Annotated in this window: 16 protein-coding genes; 15 read left to right on the top strand and 1 reads right to left on the bottom strand. The window is 62.0% G+C overall.

What is annotated here, in order from left to right; all coding sequences use genetic code 11:
• The first annotated feature begins 2 nt into the window (after nucleotides 1–2).
• From AQ611_RS07905 to AQ611_RS07955, 11 genes are all read left to right on the top strand, one after another.
• On the top strand, nucleotides 3–2,222 hold the full coding sequence (locus AQ611_RS07905; protein WP_069235189.1) for a DUF2169 family type VI secretion system accessory protein: 2,220 nt from the start codon (nucleotides 3–5) through the stop codon (nucleotides 2,220–2,222).
• Nucleotides 2,219–3,289 carry a pentapeptide repeat-containing protein gene (locus tag AQ611_RS07910; RefSeq protein ID WP_069234176.1) on the top strand — a complete coding sequence of 357 codons (1,071 nt, stop codon included), beginning with the start codon at nucleotides 2,219–2,221 and terminating at the stop codon, nucleotides 3,287–3,289. The genes AQ611_RS07905 and AQ611_RS07910 overlap by 4 nt, the downstream gene beginning before the upstream one ends.
• A gap of 2 nt (nucleotides 3,290–3,291) precedes the next feature.
• Nucleotides 3,292–3,891, top strand: coding sequence for a DUF3540 domain-containing protein (locus AQ611_RS07915; RefSeq protein WP_231935922.1), 600 nt, complete (start codon nucleotides 3,292–3,294; stop codon nucleotides 3,889–3,891).
• Nucleotides 3,892–3,915: 24 nt separating this feature from the next.
• Nucleotides 3,916–4,302, top strand: a complete 387-nt coding sequence (locus AQ611_RS07920) for a DUF4150 domain-containing protein (protein ID WP_069234178.1) — start codon at nucleotides 3,916–3,918, stop codon at nucleotides 4,300–4,302.
• Nucleotides 4,302–4,880 (top strand): type VI secretion lipoprotein TssJ, encoded by a 579-nt coding sequence (locus AQ611_RS07925; protein WP_083237264.1) that lies wholly within the window; start codon nucleotides 4,302–4,304, stop codon nucleotides 4,878–4,880. Before AQ611_RS07920 ends, AQ611_RS07925 begins: the two co-directional genes overlap by 1 nt.
• Nucleotides 4,877–6,238: a type VI secretion system baseplate subunit TssK gene (gene tssK, locus AQ611_RS07930; protein WP_059516742.1), complete on the top strand. Its 1,362-nt coding sequence runs from the start codon at nucleotides 4,877–4,879 to the stop codon at nucleotides 6,236–6,238. The genes AQ611_RS07925 and tssK overlap by 4 nt, the downstream gene beginning before the upstream one ends.
• A gap of 82 nt (nucleotides 6,239–6,320) precedes the next feature.
• Complete coding sequence (icmH, locus tag AQ611_RS07935; protein ID WP_059516889.1) at nucleotides 6,321–7,874, top strand: type IVB secretion system protein IcmH/DotU; 1,554 nt, start codon at nucleotides 6,321–6,323, stop codon at nucleotides 7,872–7,874.
• Nucleotides 7,871–11,365 carry a type VI secretion system membrane subunit TssM gene (tssM, locus tag AQ611_RS07940; RefSeq protein WP_059516744.1) on the top strand — a complete coding sequence of 1,165 codons (3,495 nt, stop codon included), beginning with the start codon at nucleotides 7,871–7,873 and terminating at the stop codon, nucleotides 11,363–11,365. Before icmH ends, tssM begins: the two co-directional genes overlap by 4 nt.
• Before the next feature lie 54 nt (nucleotides 11,366–11,419).
• Entirely contained in the window at nucleotides 11,420–11,779 is a 360-nt protein-coding gene (locus AQ611_RS07945; protein ID WP_059516745.1) for a DUF6277 family protein, read from the top strand.
• A gap of 86 nt (nucleotides 11,780–11,865) precedes the next feature.
• Nucleotides 11,866–12,117 carry a hypothetical protein gene (locus AQ611_RS07950; protein ID WP_059516747.1) on the top strand — a complete coding sequence of 84 codons (252 nt, stop codon included), beginning with the start codon at nucleotides 11,866–11,868 and terminating at the stop codon, nucleotides 12,115–12,117.
• Between the two features lie 148 nt (nucleotides 12,118–12,265).
• Nucleotides 12,266–12,637, top strand: coding sequence for a hypothetical protein (locus AQ611_RS07955; protein WP_231935923.1), 372 nt, complete (start codon nucleotides 12,266–12,268; stop codon nucleotides 12,635–12,637).
• A 1,041-nt stretch (nucleotides 12,638–13,678) separates the two neighbouring features.
• Here the strand turns inward: AQ611_RS07955 and AQ611_RS25445 are convergent.
• Complete coding sequence (locus AQ611_RS25445; RefSeq protein WP_146011848.1) at nucleotides 13,679–13,909, bottom strand: hypothetical protein; 231 nt, start codon at nucleotides 13,907–13,909, stop codon at nucleotides 13,679–13,681.
• A gap of 266 nt (nucleotides 13,910–14,175) precedes the next feature.
• Between AQ611_RS25445 and AQ611_RS07965 the strand changes: the two genes are divergently transcribed.
• From AQ611_RS07965 to AQ611_RS07985, 4 genes are all read left to right on the top strand, one after another.
• Nucleotides 14,176–15,099, top strand: a complete 924-nt coding sequence (locus AQ611_RS07965) for a LysR family transcriptional regulator (RefSeq protein ID WP_059516751.1) — start codon at nucleotides 14,176–14,178, stop codon at nucleotides 15,097–15,099.
• 401 nt (nucleotides 15,100–15,500) lie between these two features.
• On the top strand, nucleotides 15,501–16,256 hold the full coding sequence (locus tag AQ611_RS07970; protein ID WP_069235190.1) for an alpha/beta hydrolase: 756 nt from the start codon (nucleotides 15,501–15,503) through the stop codon (nucleotides 16,254–16,256).
• Between the two features lie 1,016 nt (nucleotides 16,257–17,272).
• Nucleotides 17,273–18,616, top strand: a complete 1,344-nt coding sequence (locus AQ611_RS07980; protein ID WP_146011849.1) for a hypothetical protein — start codon at nucleotides 17,273–17,275, stop codon at nucleotides 18,614–18,616.
• 210 nt (nucleotides 18,617–18,826) lie between these two features.
• Nucleotides 18,827–19,186, top strand: coding sequence for a hypothetical protein (locus AQ611_RS07985; RefSeq protein WP_059516757.1), 360 nt, complete (start codon nucleotides 18,827–18,829; stop codon nucleotides 19,184–19,186).
• Nucleotides 19,187–19,273: the final 87 nt, after the last annotated feature.

The following is a 19,273-nucleotide window of genomic DNA, read 5'->3' on the forward strand; positions in this document are numbered from 1 at the left end:
CAATTCGCCATGTCAAACCTCAGTCCGTGCTCGTCGCGACGACGCGTACCCAGATTGGCTCGCAGCCGATGATGGCGCTCAGTTTGGGCGTTGGCTTCCGGCTCAGCGATCCGGCGATTCTCGTTCACGAGGCCGCCGTCTGGGAGGCGTTGAAGGCGGCCGCGCCGTCGGTGCCGCTTGCCGAGGCGGCAATGCCCAAGCAGTGCGCGGAATGGCTGCTTGTCGGGCATTCGGTGCACCGGGTGCCGCCCGGTGCGCTCGGCCACGCGGTCGACTGGGCCGCGTGGGTCGAGCTGGACGGCGTGCGCAAGACTGTTTCGTGCCGCGCGCCGGTCGATCGGCGCGCCGGGTCCGAGCCGCTTGTGCGGCTCGCGATCGATCCGACTCAGGCTGTTGCGGGCAGCGCGAACGAAAATCCGCTGGGCATCGCGTCGGGTACCGCGCCGCTGCTGCGGGTGGGCTCGCTCGGCGTCGGGCCCGAGCCGTTGGCCGCGATGGGCGCGCTCGCGAGCGACTGGCCCGAGCGCCGGCAATGGATGCCGAACCGTCCCAGTTCGCTCGACGCGATGGCCAATGACGGCACGCATTTGGGCTGGCCGGAAAGCGTCGATCGGCGTTACTTCCAGCAGGCGGCGCCCGATCAATGGTCGCGCCGCGAGGATTGGCCGTGCGGCGCGCGTTTCGAGCTGAGCCGGTTCGGCGCGCAGGGCGACGGATACGCCGGTGAACTGCCGCGGCTTACCGCCGTGGCGCTGGTGACGCGCACCGAGCAGCCGCACGCTGAGCGAGTGGTGCTCAGGCAGCAGACCGTCTGGTTCCTGCCGGACCATGATATCGGCGTGCTGTGGTGGAACGGCTCGGTCGGTATCGACTATCTGCTCGACGACAGCCTGGAGATGCTGGTCGCCGCGCTGAAGGATGCAGACGAACGGGTCGACGCCGATGCGTTGATGCGCTTTGCCGCGCTGCGCTCGGATCTGACCTCCACCGATCCGATGCAGGAGGCGGACCATGCGTTGATGCCCGCCGTCGACAAGGGCTGGGTCTGGGAGATGATCCTCGACGCCGACGATCATCCGCGCTTTTCGCCGCCGCCGCGCAGCCGCGACGAGATCGCCGAACGGCTCGAGCATCACCGGCTGGGGCTGCTCGAGGCGCGTGAAGGCCGAGCACGGATGGATGCATTCGATGAGCGCATGCAGCGCGAAACCTTGCCGACCGCACCGCCCGACGGCGATGATTGGCGGCAGCGGTTCGCTGAGCCCGCTTCTCGCGAACTCGCGCGCGTGACGGTGCGCGACGCGGATCTGACCGAGCTGTGCTTCGAAGGCTGGCGCCTGGACGAAGTGCGCTTCGAGCGTTGCAGGCTCGATCGCACCGAATGGCGCAGATGTGAGCTGAGCAACGTGCACGTGGTTGATTGTTCGTTCACCAATGCGACGCTCGACGCCACGGTCTGGAGAGATGGCGCGATCGTGCGCGGTCAACTGCATCGCAGCGCGTGGAGCAATGTCGTACTGGAGCGCGTCAACATCGAAGATTGTTACTTCGACGAACTGACGGTCGAGGGCGGATCGTGGTCGCTGGTGTCGATGCAGGGCTGCGGCGGCGCGCGCGGCAGCGTGCGTGACATGGTCTGGTCCGGCGTGTCGTGGAACGGCGCCGACGTGCGGTATTGGAACTGGAGCCGGGTGCGGGCCGACGATCTCGGCGTCGTCGAATGCAAGATGACGGGGCTGAGCCTTTCCCAGTGCACGATGGTCAAGCCGAGCATTCTGCTGAGCGACCTGTCGTCGAGCGCGTGGCAACGCAGCACGCTGTCGTTTGCGGTGCTGTCGCACGGCACGTCGATCGATCACGCGCAACTGTGCGACTGCGTGTTCACTTCGTCGAGTTTTCAGGATCTGCGCGCGGACGCGGTGCAGGTCGATCACTGCTCGTTCATGCAGCTCAATGCGCAGCACCTGCAAGCGGAGCGCTCCAACTGGACTTGTACGCTGCTCGACGGCGCGAACGTCACGCATTCGTGGCTCGTCGGTGCATCGTTCGACCGTTGTTCTCTGAAGGAGGCGATGTTGTACGGCGCCGACATGCGTGAAACCCGCATGTTCGACTGCAACCTGATCCGCGCGCGCACGTCGTGGGCGCATTTGCCAGGCGCGAGGGCGTGGCAGGGTAACTTGAACGTCGGCCGCCTCGATGTGCCGGGGAGGGAAAAATGAACGGGCCTCAATTGCCGATGCTTGCGCCGACATTGCCGCAAGTGATCAAAGGGCGGCATTACACGACGTCGCATCGCGAGCTGGATCTGTCCGACACGATCTACGAGGATTGCCATTTCGATCAACTGACGTGGCGCGGATGCCGGCTGTCGAACCTGCGCTTCGTCAATTGCCGGTTCGACTCGAACCTTTTCGAAGGATGCGAGCTGATCAATCTGATCTACGAGGATTGCCGCGTCGGCGCGACCAGATGGAAAGACTGCGTGCAGCGAGGCGTGTCGTTTACCGGCGGCGAGATAGCCGATGCGGTATGGGCCGACAGCCTGATGCGCGATGCGATCTTCTCGAAAATGACCGGCTCGAGCTGGCAGTTCGACGCGGTGCGCTCGGCGCACGTGTCGTTTGTCGCCAGCGAGTTCACGGACATCGCGGTGAACGGCGGGCGCTGGTCGGATACGTCGTGGATCGACGTGCGAATCGCGGGCATCGAGATCCAGGCGGCGGAGCTTGAGAATTTCATTGTCGGGCAGAGCGGCTGCAGCCGATGCACGCTGTCGAAGTGTCGGGGCATCAACGTGCGCTGGATCGATTCGCAAATCGAACGCATGACCCTGCACGGATGCGAGCTGAAGCAGGCGGCCTGGTCGCATTCCACCTGGTCGAGCGGGCGCATCGGCGCAAGCCGGTTGCCGCTCGCGAGTTTTGATCACGCGAAGGTCAACAACCTGATGGTGCGCGATACCGAATTGCCGCAGGCGATCTTCGATCACGCGAGCGTGATGGACAGCGATCTGCTGCGTCTGCATGCGCCGCGTATCGCGTTCCGTCATGCGCAGCTCTCGCGCGTTCAGTTGTCCGGAGCGCAATTGCAAGGGCTCGATGCGCGCGGCGCGCGGCTCGACGAAGTCGATCTGAAAGGCAGTGATTGCCGATCCGGTCTGCTGATCGGCCAGCCGAAACAAGCGTGGCTCGCCGCGAATACGCGGCAAGCGATTTTCGATGAGGCTGCCGCCGAGGACGACCACTTGTGGCGGCAGCGGACTCAGCCTGGAGCAAGAGGAGTATGACGATGACAGTTCTTCATTCGCTTCCCGTTCGTGAGACACGGATTCTCAATCAGGACGATGAACTTCCTGGGACAGTCGCATCGCTGCTCAGGCGTCCGGCGCAAACCGGCTTCAGCGAACCGATGACCATCGGCAGGGTGCGTGAGCCGGCCGATGGCGCATGGTGGATCGTCACGGAATCGGGCGAGCCGGTGCTCGCGAGCGTCGCGGTCAGTTGCATCGTGAAGCCGCAGCCGGACGATCTGGTTCAACTCTATCGGGCATCCGGCCGCTGCTGGGTGCTGGCGATTCTCGAGCGCCGCGTCGAGGCGCGCGATATCGCGCTGGACTTCGGCTCCGCCCATGTGCAGCTGCATGCGCACGATATCGAAGTGCAGGCGCGTGACCGCCTGCATCTGGAAAGCGCGCATCTCGCGAGCCGCGCGAGCGTGGTGACGCAGGCAGCCGCGGAGCGGCATGCGAACGTGAGCGGCACGGACACCGTGCACGCCGGTAACTCGTTCGTTCACGCGGACCGGCACATGAGCCTGCATGCGAAGAGCGCGTGCGTGAAATCGGAATCGCTGCTCAAGATGGACGCTGGGCAGATTCATATGGGCTGAGCCCGGCACAAACAGGAGGATGTGATGTTTTCCAATTGCTCTGCGGGCGGAATGGCACTGTCGGGGTCGGATGTCTGCAAAACCCCGCCGCTCGGCATTCCGGTGTCGTATTCGAATATCGCGAACAAGCCCGAGGCGGTGCCGAACGTGCCGAACATGCTGATCAACGGCGGGCCCGCACACAACATGAACACGATCATTCCGGTGACGCACGGCGACGAGGGCGGTTCGATGGGCGGCGTGGCATCGGGCACGGTGGCGTCGCAATCGCGCCATGTGACGGGCTCGGGGAAGGTGTTGATCCAGGGCGCGCCGGAGACCCGGCTGACGGATACCAACATGCCGAACAACCAGAACACGGCGGGGCAAACCATCGTTCCGTCTCAGACCATCACCATGACCCTCAGCTAATGAACATGCTTCGCTCGATCTTCGTGGCTTTCGCGCTTTGCGCGCTGGCCGGCTGCGGGCTCTTCTCGTCGTCGAAGAGCACCGAGCCGCGCCAGTTGCACGTCACGCTGATCGGGGGCAGCCGTTTGAACCTCAGTCCAAGCGGCGAGCCGCGCCCGGTCGAGACGTGCGTGTACCTCGTGCGCATGGCTGACTGGGTGCCGATGGCAAGCACCGGCGATTCGTCGTGCGCCGGCCGTGATCAGGATGCGGTGGTGAGTTCGTCGCGTCACGTGATCGCGCCCAATCAGGTGTTGCAGTTCTGGATCGACGTGCCGAGCAAGGGCGAGGTCTGGCTCGTCGCCGATGCGGACTATGCGCAGCGCCCGGCGCAGTACGCGCCGTTGCGTTTGCGTGTCGATGGAAGCGGGGTGATTCATCTCGCGGTGTGGTTCGACGCGGGCGGCATCTATAACGCGCTGCTGCCTGGCCCTGTGCCCGTCGCAGCCTATGTGCCAGTCATGCCGGACGGCGTGGCTGCAGGCACGAAGTTTAATAAACGCAGTGCGTCGTCGGGCGCAAAGAGAGTCAAGCAATGAGCAGCCTGCCGGTCGGACCGGTCGCGTGGAGCGATGGAATGCTGATCGAAACGCAGCATTTCCAGCAACTCGAACGCCATCTTTCTCATCAGATCGCGTTGCGGCTCGGTCAAACCTCGAATCATGGCTGGGGTTTCACGATGCTCGACGTCGATCAGGACGGACTCGGCCTCGGCAGGCTCGGGCTGCGCCGCGCGCGCGGCGTATTCCAGGACGGCACGGCGTTCTCGGTGCCGTCCTACGATCCGTTGCCCGCACCGCTCGAAACCGAGCACGCGCAGGCGGGCGACATCGTCTGTTTTGCCGTCCAGGCCGCGCGCAGCGGCGGCCCCGAAATGGCGTTCGGCGATGTGGCGTCCGCGTCGCGCTATCGCGCGATGGCAACCGAGGTGCCGGACTTGGCGGTGGGCCTCGATGCGCCTGGCACGCCGCGTAATTTGACGATCGAGACCGGCCAGTTGATCACGCGCCTGTGCTGGAAATCGCAACTGCGCTCCGACGAAGTCGCGCTGCCGATCGCGCGGGTGGCGGGGCGCAGCGCGAGCCGCGCGGTGTTGCTGGACCCGCGTTTCGTGCCGCCATTGCTCGATACGCGCGCGCATGTCGTGCTGAAGTCGCTGATCGACGAGCTGCAGAGTACGTTGCGCGTGCGCCTTGCGAGTACGTCCGGGCAGCGCGTGCTTTCGGCGGGCGGCGGCATCGCGGATCTGATCGAGCTGATGTTGCGCCAGGCGATTGCCGAATACCGGATGCGTCTTGCGAATCTCGACGCATTCGATCCGCTGCCGCCTGCGATGCTGTATCACGAGCTGGTCGGGCTGCTGGGGCGCTTGAGCGTGCTGCCGGGCGTCGACGACGAACTTGCCGATCGCGAGTTCAACTATCGGCACGATGATTTGCAAAGCAGTTTTGAACCGCTCGCGGCAACGTTGCGCCGCGCGCTGGCGCGGGTAATCGAAACGCCGGTGCTGCCGCTGCGTTTCGAGGATCGCGGCGACCAAGTGTATATCTGCGTCGTCGACAAGCAATGGAATCTGAAGAAGCTGGTGTTCGCCGTGTCGGCTGCGATGCCGGCGGACAAGTTGCGTCAACTCCTGCCCCAGCAAACCAAGCTCGGTGCAGTCGAGCAGATTCAGAAGCTCGTGGATCTGCAACTGCCGGGCGCGCGTTTGCTGCCGTTGCCGAACCCGCCTCGGCAGATTCCCTATTACGCCCAGAGCATCTACTTCGAAGTCGAGTCGACCGATCCGTTCTGGGCACAGACGCTCGCCGGCTCTGCGATGGCGCTGCGTATCGTCGGCGATTTCCCCGAGCTTCGTTTCGAAGCATGGGGATTGAGAGACGGCAAGGTGGCGTGAGCTTACGACAAGGACGCTATTCATCATGAATCTGCTCAGAAATTTCTCCTCTGCGATCAGGCGGGCGTCATCGGCGTCCCATCTGGTCGATCGGGCGATGGCGAATCCCGATCTGATGACGCGCGTTCCGACGGTGTCGTCGCTCGTCAACGCGGCATCGGCCTCGAGCGCCACCACGGTCACCGAGCTTGCGCCTTCGGCGCCGCAGGATGGCGCGCTGGCCCGGGATCATGCGGTGCTGCGCTTTCCGGAGCCGCCGGGCAGCGCGCGCCCGCCGCAGGACAGCGCGGAAGCCGTGCCCGTGGTGTACAGCCAGCCCGGTGGGCAGGCGGCGATCCTGAAGGCCGGACAGCAATCGGCGAGCTGGAGCAATCCGTTCGTCTCGCATGCGTTGCCTGCGATTCTGCAACTGCAGCGTCATCTCTCGAACCCGCCTCTGAATCAATCCGCGGTGCGCACGCAGCTCGGGCTCGAAGTCAGACTGTACCGGGAGCGGCTCGCGAGCGCGGGTTGCGCGTGGGAGCAGATCCGCGATGCGTCGTATCTGTTGTGTACGTACCTGGACGAACGCGTCAACGACGCCGCGCGGGCAGCATCGCAGGAGCCGTATGACGGCGAGCGCAGCCTGCTGGTGGAGTTTCATGACGATGCATGGGGCGGCGAAGACGCTTTCTCCGATCTGTCGCGCTGGATGAAGGCCGAGGAGCCGCCCGTGCAGTTGCTCGCGTTTTATGAGCTGATCCTGTCGCTCGGCTGGCAGGGGCGCTATCGGATACTGGATCGCGGCGACGTGCTGCTGCAGGATCTGCGCTCGCAACTGCACGCGCTGATCTGGCATCACATGCCGCCGGGGCCGCTCGGCACGGACCTGCTCACGCCCGCGCGCGTGCGGCGCAGATGGTGGACGCCGTTTCGCGCCGGGATAGCCGCGCTGGTCACGGCGCTGTTGGCATACGCGATCATCAGCGCCGTGCTGAGCGCGCAGGGTCGGCCGGTGCGCGATGCGCTCGCCGCGTGGATGCCGCCCACGCGCACCATCAACATTGCGGAAACGCTGCCGCCGCCGTTGCCGCAACTGCTTACCGAAGGGTGGTTGACGGCGTACAAGCATCCGCAAGGATGGTTGCTGGTGTTCCGCAGCGACGGCGCGTTCGATATCGGACAGGCGAAGGTGCGCCCGGACTTCGAGCACAACATCGAACGGCTCGGTCTCGCGTTCGCGCCGTGGCCCGGCGATCTGGAAGTGATCGGACACACCGATCGGCAGCCGATCCGCACCAGCCAGTATCGGGACAATCAGGCATTGTCCGAGGCGCGCGCGCGCACCGTGGCCGACGAGTTGCGCATGACCGCATTGCCGGGCGGCGCGCGTGCGCCTCAGAACGCCGTGCAGCGCAATATCGAATATTCCGGCCGCGGTGATACGCAACCGATCGATCCCGCGCATACGCCGGCCGCTTATGAACGCAATCGCCGGGTCGACGTGCTGTGGAAGGTCATCCAGGCCGGCGCAAAGCGCACGGATGCATCCTCCGCGCCGGGCGCGGACGCGAATGCGCGCCCGGCGATGCCCGAAGGGGTGGTGATCGCGCCCGAAGGGCAGTCGCCGTATGCCACGCAGGAGAAGCAGCCATGATACGAACCAGCTTGCGGTTTTTCGTCGCGGTGCTGATCGCCATCGCGATCTGGTGGGTGGGACCGTTGTTCGCGATCGGCATTTATCATCCGTTCGGGCCGATTTGGGTGCGCGAGATTCTGGTCGCCGGCGTGCTCGCTTGGGGATTATGGCCGACGCTCGGCCGCATTTGGGCGCGGCTTGCGATGAGTCCGCGTCGGGTGCGCGCGCCCAAGCAGGCGGCACGTGCCGATTTCGTCGACGAGCGGCTGAGCGATCTGGACCGCCAGTTGAAGGCGCACTGGCTGCGCGAGCCGCGCAGCCGCTGGAAACATTGGCTGGGCGTGCTGCGCCGCGAGCATCGCACGATGCTGCCATGGTATCTCGTGCTCGGTGCCGAAGGCAGCGGCAAGACCAATCTCGTCGCGAAGGCCGTGCATGCGGCCGGCTCCGACGAGGAGCGCGCGGTCGCGGTCGATCCGCTCAGCAGCCGCGGCGAGGATTTCAATTTCCGCATCACGCACGGCGCGGTGTGGTTCGACATCGGCGGACGCTGGAACATACGCGACGGCATTGACGATTCGGTGTTCGAAGCATGGAAGAAGCTGCTGCGCGGGCTGCACAAACTGCGCGGCAGCGCGCCGATCAGCGGCGTGGTGCTCTGCGTCGACAGCGCGTCGATGATCGATTTGCCGCAGGACACGCGCAAGCGCCTCGCCGACATCACGCACCGCCGGCTTGCGGAAATGCGCGAAGTATTCGGTCAGCAGGCGCAGGTGTATGTCGCGCTGAACGGCATCGACAAGCTCGACGGCGCCGTTTCGACGCTGTCGCTGATGGATGCCGAGCGCTGGGCGGGCGGCGTCGGTTTCTGCCTGCCGGACGACGCGATCGAGGCGAATGCGTCGGCGGCGAGCGCGCGCTGGAAAGGCGAGCTGGAGCGTCTGCAAGAGCGCGTTCAGCAACAAGTGCTGTTCTCCGCGCCTGCCGCGACCGAAGTGGCGGCCAACTACGCGCAATTGCGCTTTGTCGAGACGCTCAGCCAACTGCATAAGGCGCTGCTGGTTTGGTTGCAGATTGCAATCTCGCCCGGTGAACATTATGCGGCTTCGCGGTTGCGCGGAGTGTGGATGGGCTCGATGGCCGAGCTTGCCGCGGCGGGCGGTGGCGCGGGTGCCGGCGCGGGCGGCGGCCCCGAGCCGACCCGGCCGTTGAGCGCGCTTTGGACGCCGTTGTTCCGTCAGGTCGAACTCGAGCGCGATGCGGCTCGGCCGGGAGGCGTCAAATCGTGGCGCGGCCGGCTCGGCCGAATCGCGAGCTGGGTCATCGCGCCGGCATTGGCGGCATGCTTGCTGCTGTGGTTCGGCTGGGGATATTTTGCTGAGCGAAATTATCTCGACGACGTGTGGGCGCAGTTCAGCGAAGCGAAGCGCATTGCCCAGACGCAGGCGGCCTATGGCCCGGAGGGGGGCTCGCCGTTGCTAGACGTCGCAGGCCAAATGCGTTATGCGCAGGCTCAGGCGGAAGACGCGGGCCGAGGCATGGCGACGCCGTATTTCGAACACGGGCTTGTGGCCGACGCCGCGCTCGAGACCTATCATCGCCAATTGCAGAAGATGCTGATGCCGGAGTTGTACAACGAAGTCCGGCGCACATTGGTCGCGCAGACGAACGGCACACCCGGCGACATCTACCAGACGCTCAAGGTTTATCTGATGCTGTGCCGGCCCGCGCGGCGCAACGCGGACGATGTCGTGCGCTGGCTCAACAGCCGCTGGGACAGTCTGACGGGCGGCCAGCAATACAGCGATGAAGATCGCAATGCGCTGATGGCACACGTGCGCGAGCTGATCAATTTGCCGAAGCTGCAAGGCACGCCGGAAGACGCGAACCTCGTGCGCTCCGCGCGTGCAATGGCCGCGCAGCTTCCGCTCGTGACGCGGGTGCTCCAGCATATCCGCGCGCAAGGGTTGCCGCCGCAGGTCAACGACATTTCGCTGTCACGCGCGGCGGGTTTCGAATCCGCGATGAGTCTGCGAATGCGCAGCAATATCCCGTCGACCGACGTCGCCGTCTCCGGCTGGTATACCCGCGCGGGCTACACGGACGTATTCGTGCCGCGCCTCGAGAAGAGCGCAAGAGCGATGCTCGAGGAGGAAAGCTGGGTGCTGCGCGACGAGACGCTGCATGGCAACAGCTTCCAGATCGACGGGTTGGTGCAGAAGCTAGCCGATTCCACCCGCGCGCAATTCCTGCAGGACTACATCGCGAGTTGGCAGCATTTCCTTGACGACGTCACGGTGCGCAACGTCACGGGCCTGGACGATGCGTCGCAACTGGCGGCGGCGATGATGGATTCGCAATCGCCGCTGGCGAGCCTGCTGCGTTTCGCCGCGCGCGAAACCACGCTGACGGGGGCAAGCGACGAAGGCAACATCGACAGTTGGATCGACCGGCAGAAATATCGGTTCGAGAAGGGGCGGCGCCAGATCGTCGGAGAGTTGAGCGGCCAGCATTACCGGACCTTGTTGTTGCCGGAGCACGTTGTCGAGGATCATTTTCAGGCGATCCGGCAACTGGCCGCCCAGCTCAACAATCGCAACACGGCTTCGAGCAATCCGCTCGGCCGGCTGTTCGAGCCGCTGTATCGCCAATTGGGGCTCGTGAACGGCGCGTTGCAGGCGGGGCAGGTGCTGCCCGCGCAATACGACGCGTTTGCGCGACTGAAGGAAACCGCCGCGCGTCAACCTGATCCGGTGCGCAACATCATGCTCGACCTGATCGGCAGCGGCAGCACGATGTCGACCCGCGAATCGGGCGCGCTGCTCAGCCGGGGAGCGGCGGGGGCGACGTCGGTGGTATGCAGCACGGGTTTCACCGGCCGCTATCCGTTTCGCCGCAACTCGCAGATCGATGCCGGCGTCGACGATTTCGAGCGGCTGTTCAGTGCGCAGGGCGTGATGGCGGCATATTTCCGCGACCATCTGGCGCCGTATGTCGATACGTCGGCCACGCCGTGGCGGGCGCTGCCCGTCAATGGCGGGACGATTGGGATGGTGAGCCCGAGCGTGCTGAGGTCCTATGAAATGGCCGACCGCATTCGCGGCGCGACGCTCGACGAGGGCGGTCATTTGCGCATCTCGGCGGTGCTGCGCTTTATCGACATGGACTCGCAGCTCTCGGAAGCCCAATTGACCATCGGTGGACAGACCGTGCGTTATGCGCACGGCATAACCACGCCGCAACGCGTCGACTGGAACGGCCAGAGCGGCAAGCTCGCCATTACGCTGCAACTGAAATCGGTCGATGGACGACTGACTTCGCTTCAGTTCAATGGCCCCTGGGCGTTGTTCCGCTTCTTCGATGCGGGGCAGGCGGTGGGTGGAACGGCGGATCGCCGCGAAAGGCTGTATGAGACGAGCCTTGGCACGGTTCGCCTGGAGTGGCAGGCGTTGACGGCGCCTTCGCCGATCTGGTCGGGCATCCTGCAGTCATTCAGGTGTCCATCGTGATGCACGAGTTGCATCGATATGCGTCGCAAGGCGCGAACTTGAAAGGAGCAGCAGATGATTGATCCCAAAGAGATCTTCTCGGCGTGCAGCGATTCGCACGCGTATGGTCAGAACGCCAGCAGCTCGATGGCCGAGCCGTTTATCAGCTCGATCTCGGATATGTCGGTGGCGTCATCGAGCAATGCGAGCAACCTGATCGGCCACGTTCAGCAGGTCGGCGGCAAGATGCTCGATCACATGTCGAATATCAAGTCGGCCGTCGACCGGCAGGTCGCTGCGCACCAGGATGCTCAGCAGCGGCAGCGGACTTACGACTTCAACGTGAACATGAACGATCTGCGTCCCACCGTTGCAGTCGGGTTTCCGCAGGAAATGCCGTCGAACTTTTTCGCTCCTTTCAGGACGACGAAGTAAGCGGGCAGCGAACCGCGCCGGCGTGCTCCCACGATTTCGGCGCGGCGGCACCACGGTTTCAATTTTTTGAATTGGAGGTTGATATCATGAAGAAAGCAACTTTTGGACTCCTGATCGGTTTGGTTTCGGTGAGCGCATATGCGCAGTTCGATCAGATCCTTCAATCGGTCAAGAGCCAGGTCTCGAACGCGGTGCAGTCTCAGGTGAGCCAGGGTGTGCATTCGGCGACGAACGACGCGATCCAGTCGGCGCAAACGCAGACGCACAAGATCGTTGACTCGGTGCGCACGCCCAGCAATAGCAACGAAACGAAGGGGGTGCAGGATGCCAAGCCCTAATGATTTTCTGCCCCTTCGTCTGGCCGTCCGGGTTATCCGCATTACGGCGTTCGCGCACGCGTGCCGTTAGATGGAGAGCCGGATGAACGAAGCGCGGATGCAAGCGCAGCGTGACGCGCATGTCGGAACGCTGCCGGGAGGCAAGCGGATGATGGCGTTTTCGGTGGTGTCGGCCATGAGTTTGATCGTCACGGTCGTCATGGTGTCGCTGATCGTCGGGATGGCATTCGGATTGCCCAAAATCATCTCGGCCGCGCATGCGGATACCGCGATCAAGGACGGATATTCCACCGATGCCGAAGTCGTGGAAATTTCGCAGACCGGCGTGACGCTCAACCAGGTGCCGCTGATGCGTATCGTCTTGCGCGTCGACGACCGCGGCGGACAAAGAGAGGTCACCATCAGGCAATACGTCGATCTCGGGAATATGCCGCGTGCGGGCGAACGGGTTCGGGTTGTCGTCGACAAAAGCGATCCCAAGCGGGTGACTTATATGGGCCTCGCGCCTCGCAAGCCTTGATCAGGGCAGGGATCGGGAGCCGGGGTAGGTTGATGAGCGTCTGTGCCGGTGCCGCCCGCCGTGCGCGGGATGTCGGCCGGCGTTCGTGACGGTCATGAAATATATGACATTCGCGAATGCCGGCCGATGCCCGATGATTGCATCCGGTTCAATGGCGCAATTGATTGCCGAGCGGTTTGTTGCTTCAACCGCGCGGCGAGAATAGCCATGGCCAGACGCGACGACACTGTGACCGCGATGGGTTCGAGACGGTGCCGGTGACACGCGCATCGCAATAACCGTTTTTATTGGCGCGACGGGTGCAGAGCGCAGCCTCCGAAGCGGTATGTGGATGTTTGATTGAATGATCATTCGGTCGGAATCGGGCCGGAAATATTTGCCGTCGATCCAATCCGCCGGCCGCTCGGGTACATGATGGCTCGTGTTTAAGGTGATAGTTTATCGGCGGAAAATATCGAGGGCGCGTCCAGTTTGAATATCGATGCCGTGAATATTTAAATTCAATATTAATTGTTTGACGGTTACGCGTCATTGTTGATAAATATAAGGATGTTTTGATTTGCTTGGCGCCCATGTGACGAATGCAAAACAAATCTGCATCTGATTGATTCGAGTTTCCTGTTTTGATTGAATTTCTTTGAATTTTTAATGATCGGGCCAGGGTAATTGTTTCCGGTCCGGTTGACCGTTCATCCATTATTCCAATTCTCGCTCGCCAATTCGAGCCACCTGCGTGTCCAATCGACGAATGAAACGACTTGCTCCTGGCCGGATATGGATGTGGCTGCGCACGGACAGCGGTCGTCTGCGTGACAGTGCCGGCGAAATCAGTCGGAATCGGGTGGTGAAGTTTCGAACGAGCAGCATGACCGAGTTGATCCGGTTCCGGTTTCAAAAAATTCGCGGATGGGTGTCCTCCCTCTTTGTCTCGAGGATGCATTCCGAGTGCTCGAATTATGCGAGGCCCGATGCCTTCCCCGTGCCGGGATGGACGCTGTGGTGATCGGGTTTCGGCCACATGCAATTCCATGTCTGTTTTTTTCACCAGGCCCCACTCTGGTGTTCCATCCGGCAAATCGTGTCGGTCGAGTACGGATGGGTTTGCCGTGCGCAGGCGCGCACGGCTTTTTTCGATGATTTTGCACCGATATCGATGCCGGAGGATTGGGCGCTCAGCACTTTCTCGAGACGGATTTTGATTAGATATCCTTTAATTTTTTGCCGTTGGCTTGCCTCTGCCTCCAAGCAAACGGCTTCCGCGATCGGTGTCACGATCGCGCTTTTTATTCTGCGAAACCGGCTTGACGATGCGCGACGCTGCCCGGTTTCGAAGCGCGCGCGAATCGCAATGGCGGCGCGATAACCTGCCCTTGGGCCGGGCGTCAAAAACGGCGCGGGAAAGCCGAGGCCGGACGTGCCGCCGCACGCTGAAATGGCGGATGTATCTTTTTAAAAATGCGCGCTTTTCCAATCGATTGCGGATTCCGAGGAGCATCTCTCCGGAGGTAATTCAGGTGCCGAATGTTGCCCCCTTCCTGATGGATCGCATCGACTGGAATCTCTTGCGGACTTACCAAGTCATCATGCAGGAGAAAAGCATCAGTCGTGCGGCGGCGCGGCTGCATCTGACGCAGTCGGCCGTCAGCGCCGCGCTCAAGCGGCTCGAGGACACGGTCGGGCGCACGCTGGTCCAACGTGGCGGCGCGCGGTTCGAGCCGACTGGAGCGGGGCGAGAGATTTATCAGATCTCAACCGAGATTTACGGCCATATGTCGAGACTCGATACGGTACTCGAAAATCAGGACGACGAGATTGCGGGTTCGATACGCCTGCTATGCGTGAGCCGGCTGGAGTCGTCCGTCTACGATCGGTTTCTGCGGGACTTTCATCAAATCTATCCGAAGGTGAGGATCAGTATCGATGTCGCCGCATCGGCGGACATCTTGGCGGCGTTGGAGCAAAAAGTCGCCACATGCGGGTTCGCGCTTTGCCGCAAACCGGCCGGCAAGCTCGAATATCGCTGCTTTCTGCGCCAGCACTACACAATGTATTGCGGCCCGAGTCATCGATTGTTTGGGCAATCGAATCTGACGATCGACGATCTGCGCGACGAGCGCTTTGTTGCTTTCCACAGCGATCGGATCGGCGGAGCCTTGTCGTCGCTCGCGGCGTTTCGTGAAGAGCGCGGGTGGTTAGGCGAAATCGTGGCGAGCTCCGCAAGCGTGGATGAAATACGGCGTTTGATTGTTGCCGGATACGGGATCGGGTGTTTGCCGGCGCATGTCGTGCAGGGCGACGTGGCGCAGCGCAGGCTTTGGCCGCTGCCTCCGGAGGAGGGGGTGGCCGATATCGATATTTTTTTGATATGGAATCCTGAGCGCCGGATGAATCAAGCTGAGCGCACGTTCATCGATGCGCTGGAATCCGAGATGACAAAGCATCCGCTCATGGCGCGTTTCTAGCGCACCGCATGCCGGGGGGGCGCGCCGACTCCACAAAAATTTGGTTGCGACGCGGCAAGCAAACGGCCGATATTTCGGTCCGAGTCACGCGGCACGCAGATGCGCGCATGCTGGGTTTGGGGTGGTGCAATCTGATGAAGACCCTGCCGGCACTTGGCGCATCTCTTGATCGCATCGGCACGAAATAGTGGAGGGTTGCCGGACAGGGAGAGGCCGGTACAACGCGCCCTTTGTCTGGAGTAAGGGTTTACGATAGGCCCGAAAACGAAATTGTATGAACAATAATGGGCGCGAATTCGAAAATATCATGACGCAATTCGAATGTGCGGCGCTTGACGGCATCCGATGTCCAATGCAACGGCGCCGGTTTCGTTCGATCAAACCAACGCGAGGCCGATCTGATGACTTCCCACTCCGTTCTTGACGGCGCCGAGCCGTTTCTGCTCGAAGGCAGCTCCACCGGCATTCTGATTTCGCACGGCTACACCGGCTCGACGCAGAGCGTGCGGTATGTCGCCGAGCAGTTGCATCGAATCGGCGGTTATACCGTGCTCGGCCCTCGGCTTGCGGGCCACGGCGTGAGTCCACAAGAGATGGACCGCACGCGCGCGCAGGACTGGGTCGACAGTATCGACGAAGCGCTCGGTACGCTGCGGCAACGGTGCGCGCGGATTTTCATGATGGGGCTATCGATGGGCGGGTGTCTGACCTTGCTGTCGGCTGCGCGCCATCCGGACATCGCGGCGATCGTGCCGATCAATGCATGCGTGTATTTCGGCGCGCCCTCGCTGGCCGCGAAAGCCTACGACCGGTCGGCGCCACGCTTTTTCGACAGCATCGGTGCGGACATCAAGGCCGAGGGCGTGACCGAACTCGCCTACGACGAGATCCCGACGTCGACGCTGGCCGAGATCTATGGGTTGATGTCGGTCGCACGCGATCTGTTGCCGGAAATCAAATGTCCCGCATTGGTGCTGCAATCGACGGAGGATCATGTCGTGCCGCCCGACAACGGCAACGTGATCGTCGACGGCATCGGCAGCGACGACAAAACGCTGACATGGCTGGAAAACTCGTATCACGTCGCGACGCTCGACAACGACAAGGATCGGATCGTCGAACTCGCGCATCGCTTCTTCGAACGTTTGCCGCAATAACGAGAAACGGGAAGGGGCCGCGCGGCTTCATGGGCAGGGGGGGCGGCGGCGTTATCCGTCGGGCCGGCGGCATAGAGTAGCTGTCGGTGACGGATGTCGGGTTGCCGATGGCGACGAGGATGCTCGCGACGCCGATATACGCATGCAATGCCAGCCGGATGCGCGGCATACGCATCAAAAAAAACCGGTCAATCGATTCGTCGGCGCGTTGCCATTCGCGTCGTGACAGGCCGGTAATCGGAAAGCCGCTCAGCACGAAAAAAAGCGAGCATGCCGAGGCGGCCGTCGCGAATCTGCGCAGCGCAGCGAACCAGCCGCGATAACCGCTCGCCGTCTTATGTTCCGCGTGACTGACGATCACCCACGTGATGGCTGCGCCGCGCAGCCCGGTTAACTCGTCGGTACGATGACTCATGATCGATTCAGTCCTGGTGCCGAATTAGTCCGCGCGCGGATTCCGGCACTACTTTTCAACGTAAAAGCCAAAAACATTAAAGAAATAAAAAAGTGAGCCGCACGAGCTTGGGCTGGCGGGTATGCGAACGGGGCCAATGAGGACGGCGGCATGCCATATCGGACATCGAACGCGCGTCGCGATCGCCGTTATTGGCCCGGGTATGCCGGATAGTCGATTCTTTTAACTGAAAAGGAAATCGACTCGATAGATAGGCGGAAAAGAGCGTGCGCGAAGCGTGAATGAAGGGCGATTGCCGATAATTCGTGAGCGGCTGCATGGCTTTCGGGGAAATTGAAGCGGTTTCGTGAGGAGCGAATGACAGGATTCGCCTGCATAGATAGTGTATGAAGGCCGCAAGGCTTTGTTGGAAAAGTGGTGGGTGCGCTTTTCTTTATCGCATTCATATATTTCATAAAACTCCCGAGACGATACGGATGGCATGTTCGCCGTTACCGAGAGAGGCGGCGGATCGAGTATTGATCGGTGATGCATTCGGTATTCCATGTGACCATATTTTGGATGGGCTGCTGGATTCCGGATCTGTAATTTATAAAATTTCATGAAAAAAAATACGTCAGTACTGATTGATCACTCGTTCGAAAATAAAAATTCAACTGTAATTCATATTCCGGATGAGCCGTATACATCCCACACCAGCGGGGTGCTGTCGATATCCGTCGGCAAGCCGATTGTGTGCCGTCCGCAACCTGGTTCGATGTTGGAGGGGCTCGCGGGTATCGTGCCGAGACCACACGCGGACGCGTCCGCGCCGGCGGCGGCATTTTTTTCATACGCAGTCGACATACCGGAATCCGAGGCGATGTTCTCGTATCTGAGGTCGCTGATGACAAGGCTGGACGCGGAAAAATTCAGCGGGTGCGAGCCACATTACGCACAGGTATGCAGCAGGCTTGCGGCAAAAGGAGAAACGTGCGAAACAATGAGGGCCGTGCTTCGGAAAGCCAAGCGATTGGATTATTTGGCCGCCACGGCGGGCGGCGGGGTGAAGTCCATTCCGGGCATGGTGGCGGACATATTTAAAAATCCGATTCCCGAGCATTTCAAGAAAACGGATAGCATCAGGATCGAACTGAGTGAAACGGCCAAGGTGGCCGCGACTTTTGCCGGCGTCGAGCAAGCCTCCGATGTGGGCGGCGGACAGCTTCTGTCGCTTGGCCTCGTTCCGATCGACGATGGCGATCGATATTATTTGGCACCGAATCGAAATAAGCTGGTCGAGCCGGTGAGGCAGGTTATGGAAGCCATGTCGCCGAATATAATAAATAAAGCATGGCAAAAATTTATGTTGGGGCAAACTGCAACCGTGAGAAACGCATTGGTGGTGATACCGTTTAGGTCCATCATCGAAAAATCCGTGGCAAACGGAGTGCGCATCCCGTTGGGTATGTTGCAGGATTTTCTTTACTACTATATCGAGTATTCCGCCAGACGTTTTGGCCCTTTATGGTTGCTTGGGCGCAGCGACTGGGAAGGGGAATATGACAAATTGAAGCAAGTCAGCGCGGGTGATCTGACTGCCGATATTGCAAGGAAAATCGCGATGCTGCCGGTGGATTCGATTCGTTTTTATCGTGTCATGCTGGCAAAACTGATATCGCCCGGAAAATTGGCGGAAAGTGCGCTGGGCGTGGCTGGCCCGGTTGCGGCGTCGATCGTGAGAGCCCTGGTCAAGAGCAGAATCGAGGCGGTGGGCGGACAGTCGGGGTTGGCAGACGCCGCCGGGAAGATCGCTGCGTTGCCGGTCAGAAGTCTTGCGAACGGAGCCGGTTTTGCGATTGAAGAGCCGGTGGACGCAGGTGCCCGGAAATTGAGCGAATGGGCCGATATGAAGTTGCCGCCAATCGCCTGCCGGAATACCGACGGCGAGCGCAATCGCGAATAGCCGCTGCCGTCGCGCCCCAGGCTGCCCGGGCGGGCGTGCCGGCTCGTTTGAGGACGCTCGGCGGTGCGCTTCACCGATCCCGAATGTTACGAATAGTTAGCGATTCGTTCACATTGCGACGCGGCGCATCAGTTCTTACAAAGTGGAAATATGCGGGGTGGACGCTTGCGGCTATAGTCGATTTAAACGAACCAACCCGAAGAGGAGTCCATGAAAATCCTGCGCGCTGCGTCGCTAGCCATCGGTTTTACTGCGCTGTTCGCGTCCGGCACCGTCTTGGCCGGCGTGAACGTTGGCATCAATGTCGGCGTGCCCGCGCCGGTTTATGTTGCGCCGGCGCCGGTTTATGCGCCGCCTCCGCCGCCCGTGGTCTACCAGCCTGCGCCGGTCTATATGCCGGCTCCCGTGTACGCGCCGGCACCTGTGATCACGATCGGCTGGCACGGCGACCGTTACTGGGATGGCCGCCGCTACTGGGGGCGCGACGAGTGGTATCGCCATCACGGCCGCGGCCCCGGCTGGGATCGAGGTCATTGGGACAACGGCAGGCATAACGGCTGGCGGCACTGAGCCGGCCGCCTGCGACGCGCGGCGGCCGGACCAGGGCCGCCGTGTGATGCGGCGGCCGGGCGGGCGGCCGCAATCCAGCATGCGTCG

This window comes from Burkholderia singularis (genome assembly GCF_001718875.1).
Lineage (GTDB): Bacteria > Pseudomonadota > Gammaproteobacteria > Burkholderiales > Burkholderiaceae > Burkholderia > Burkholderia singularis.

Bases quoted from the DNA above. Each gene is read 5' to 3' on its own strand.
- AQ611_RS07920 (WP_069234178.1), top strand. From the start codon at position 3,916: ATGTTTTCCAATTGCTCTGCGGGCGGAATGGCACTGTCGGGGTCGGAT.
- AQ611_RS07965 (WP_059516751.1), top strand. From the start codon at position 14,176: ATGGATCGCATCGACTGGAATCTCTTGCGGACTTACCAAGTCATCATG.
- tssM (WP_059516744.1), top strand. From the start codon at position 7,871: ATGATACGAACCAGCTTGCGGTTTTTCGTCGCGGTGCTGATCGCCATC.
- AQ611_RS07950 (WP_059516747.1), top strand. From the start codon at position 11,866: ATGAAGAAAGCAACTTTTGGACTCCTGATCGGTTTGGTTTCGGTGAGC.
- AQ611_RS07970 (WP_069235190.1), top strand. From the start codon at position 15,501: ATGACTTCCCACTCCGTTCTTGACGGCGCCGAGCCGTTTCTGCTCGAA.
- AQ611_RS07985 (WP_059516757.1), top strand. From the start codon at position 18,827: ATGAAAATCCTGCGCGCTGCGTCGCTAGCCATCGGTTTTACTGCGCTG.
- AQ611_RS07955 (WP_231935923.1), top strand. From the start codon at position 12,266: ATGATGGCGTTTTCGGTGGTGTCGGCCATGAGTTTGATCGTCACGGTC.
- AQ611_RS07910 (WP_069234176.1), top strand. From the start codon at position 2,219: ATGAACGGGCCTCAATTGCCGATGCTTGCGCCGACATTGCCGCAAGTG.
- AQ611_RS07980 (WP_146011849.1), top strand. From the start codon at position 17,273: ATGAAAAAAAATACGTCAGTACTGATTGATCACTCGTTCGAAAATAAA.
- AQ611_RS07915 (WP_231935922.1), top strand. From the start codon at position 3,292: ATGACAGTTCTTCATTCGCTTCCCGTTCGTGAGACACGGATTCTCAAT.
- tssK (WP_059516742.1), top strand. From the start codon at position 4,877: ATGAGCAGCCTGCCGGTCGGACCGGTCGCGTGGAGCGATGGAATGCTG.
- AQ611_RS07945 (WP_059516745.1), top strand. From the start codon at position 11,420: ATGATTGATCCCAAAGAGATCTTCTCGGCGTGCAGCGATTCGCACGCG.
- AQ611_RS07925 (WP_083237264.1), top strand. From the start codon at position 4,302: ATGAACATGCTTCGCTCGATCTTCGTGGCTTTCGCGCTTTGCGCGCTG.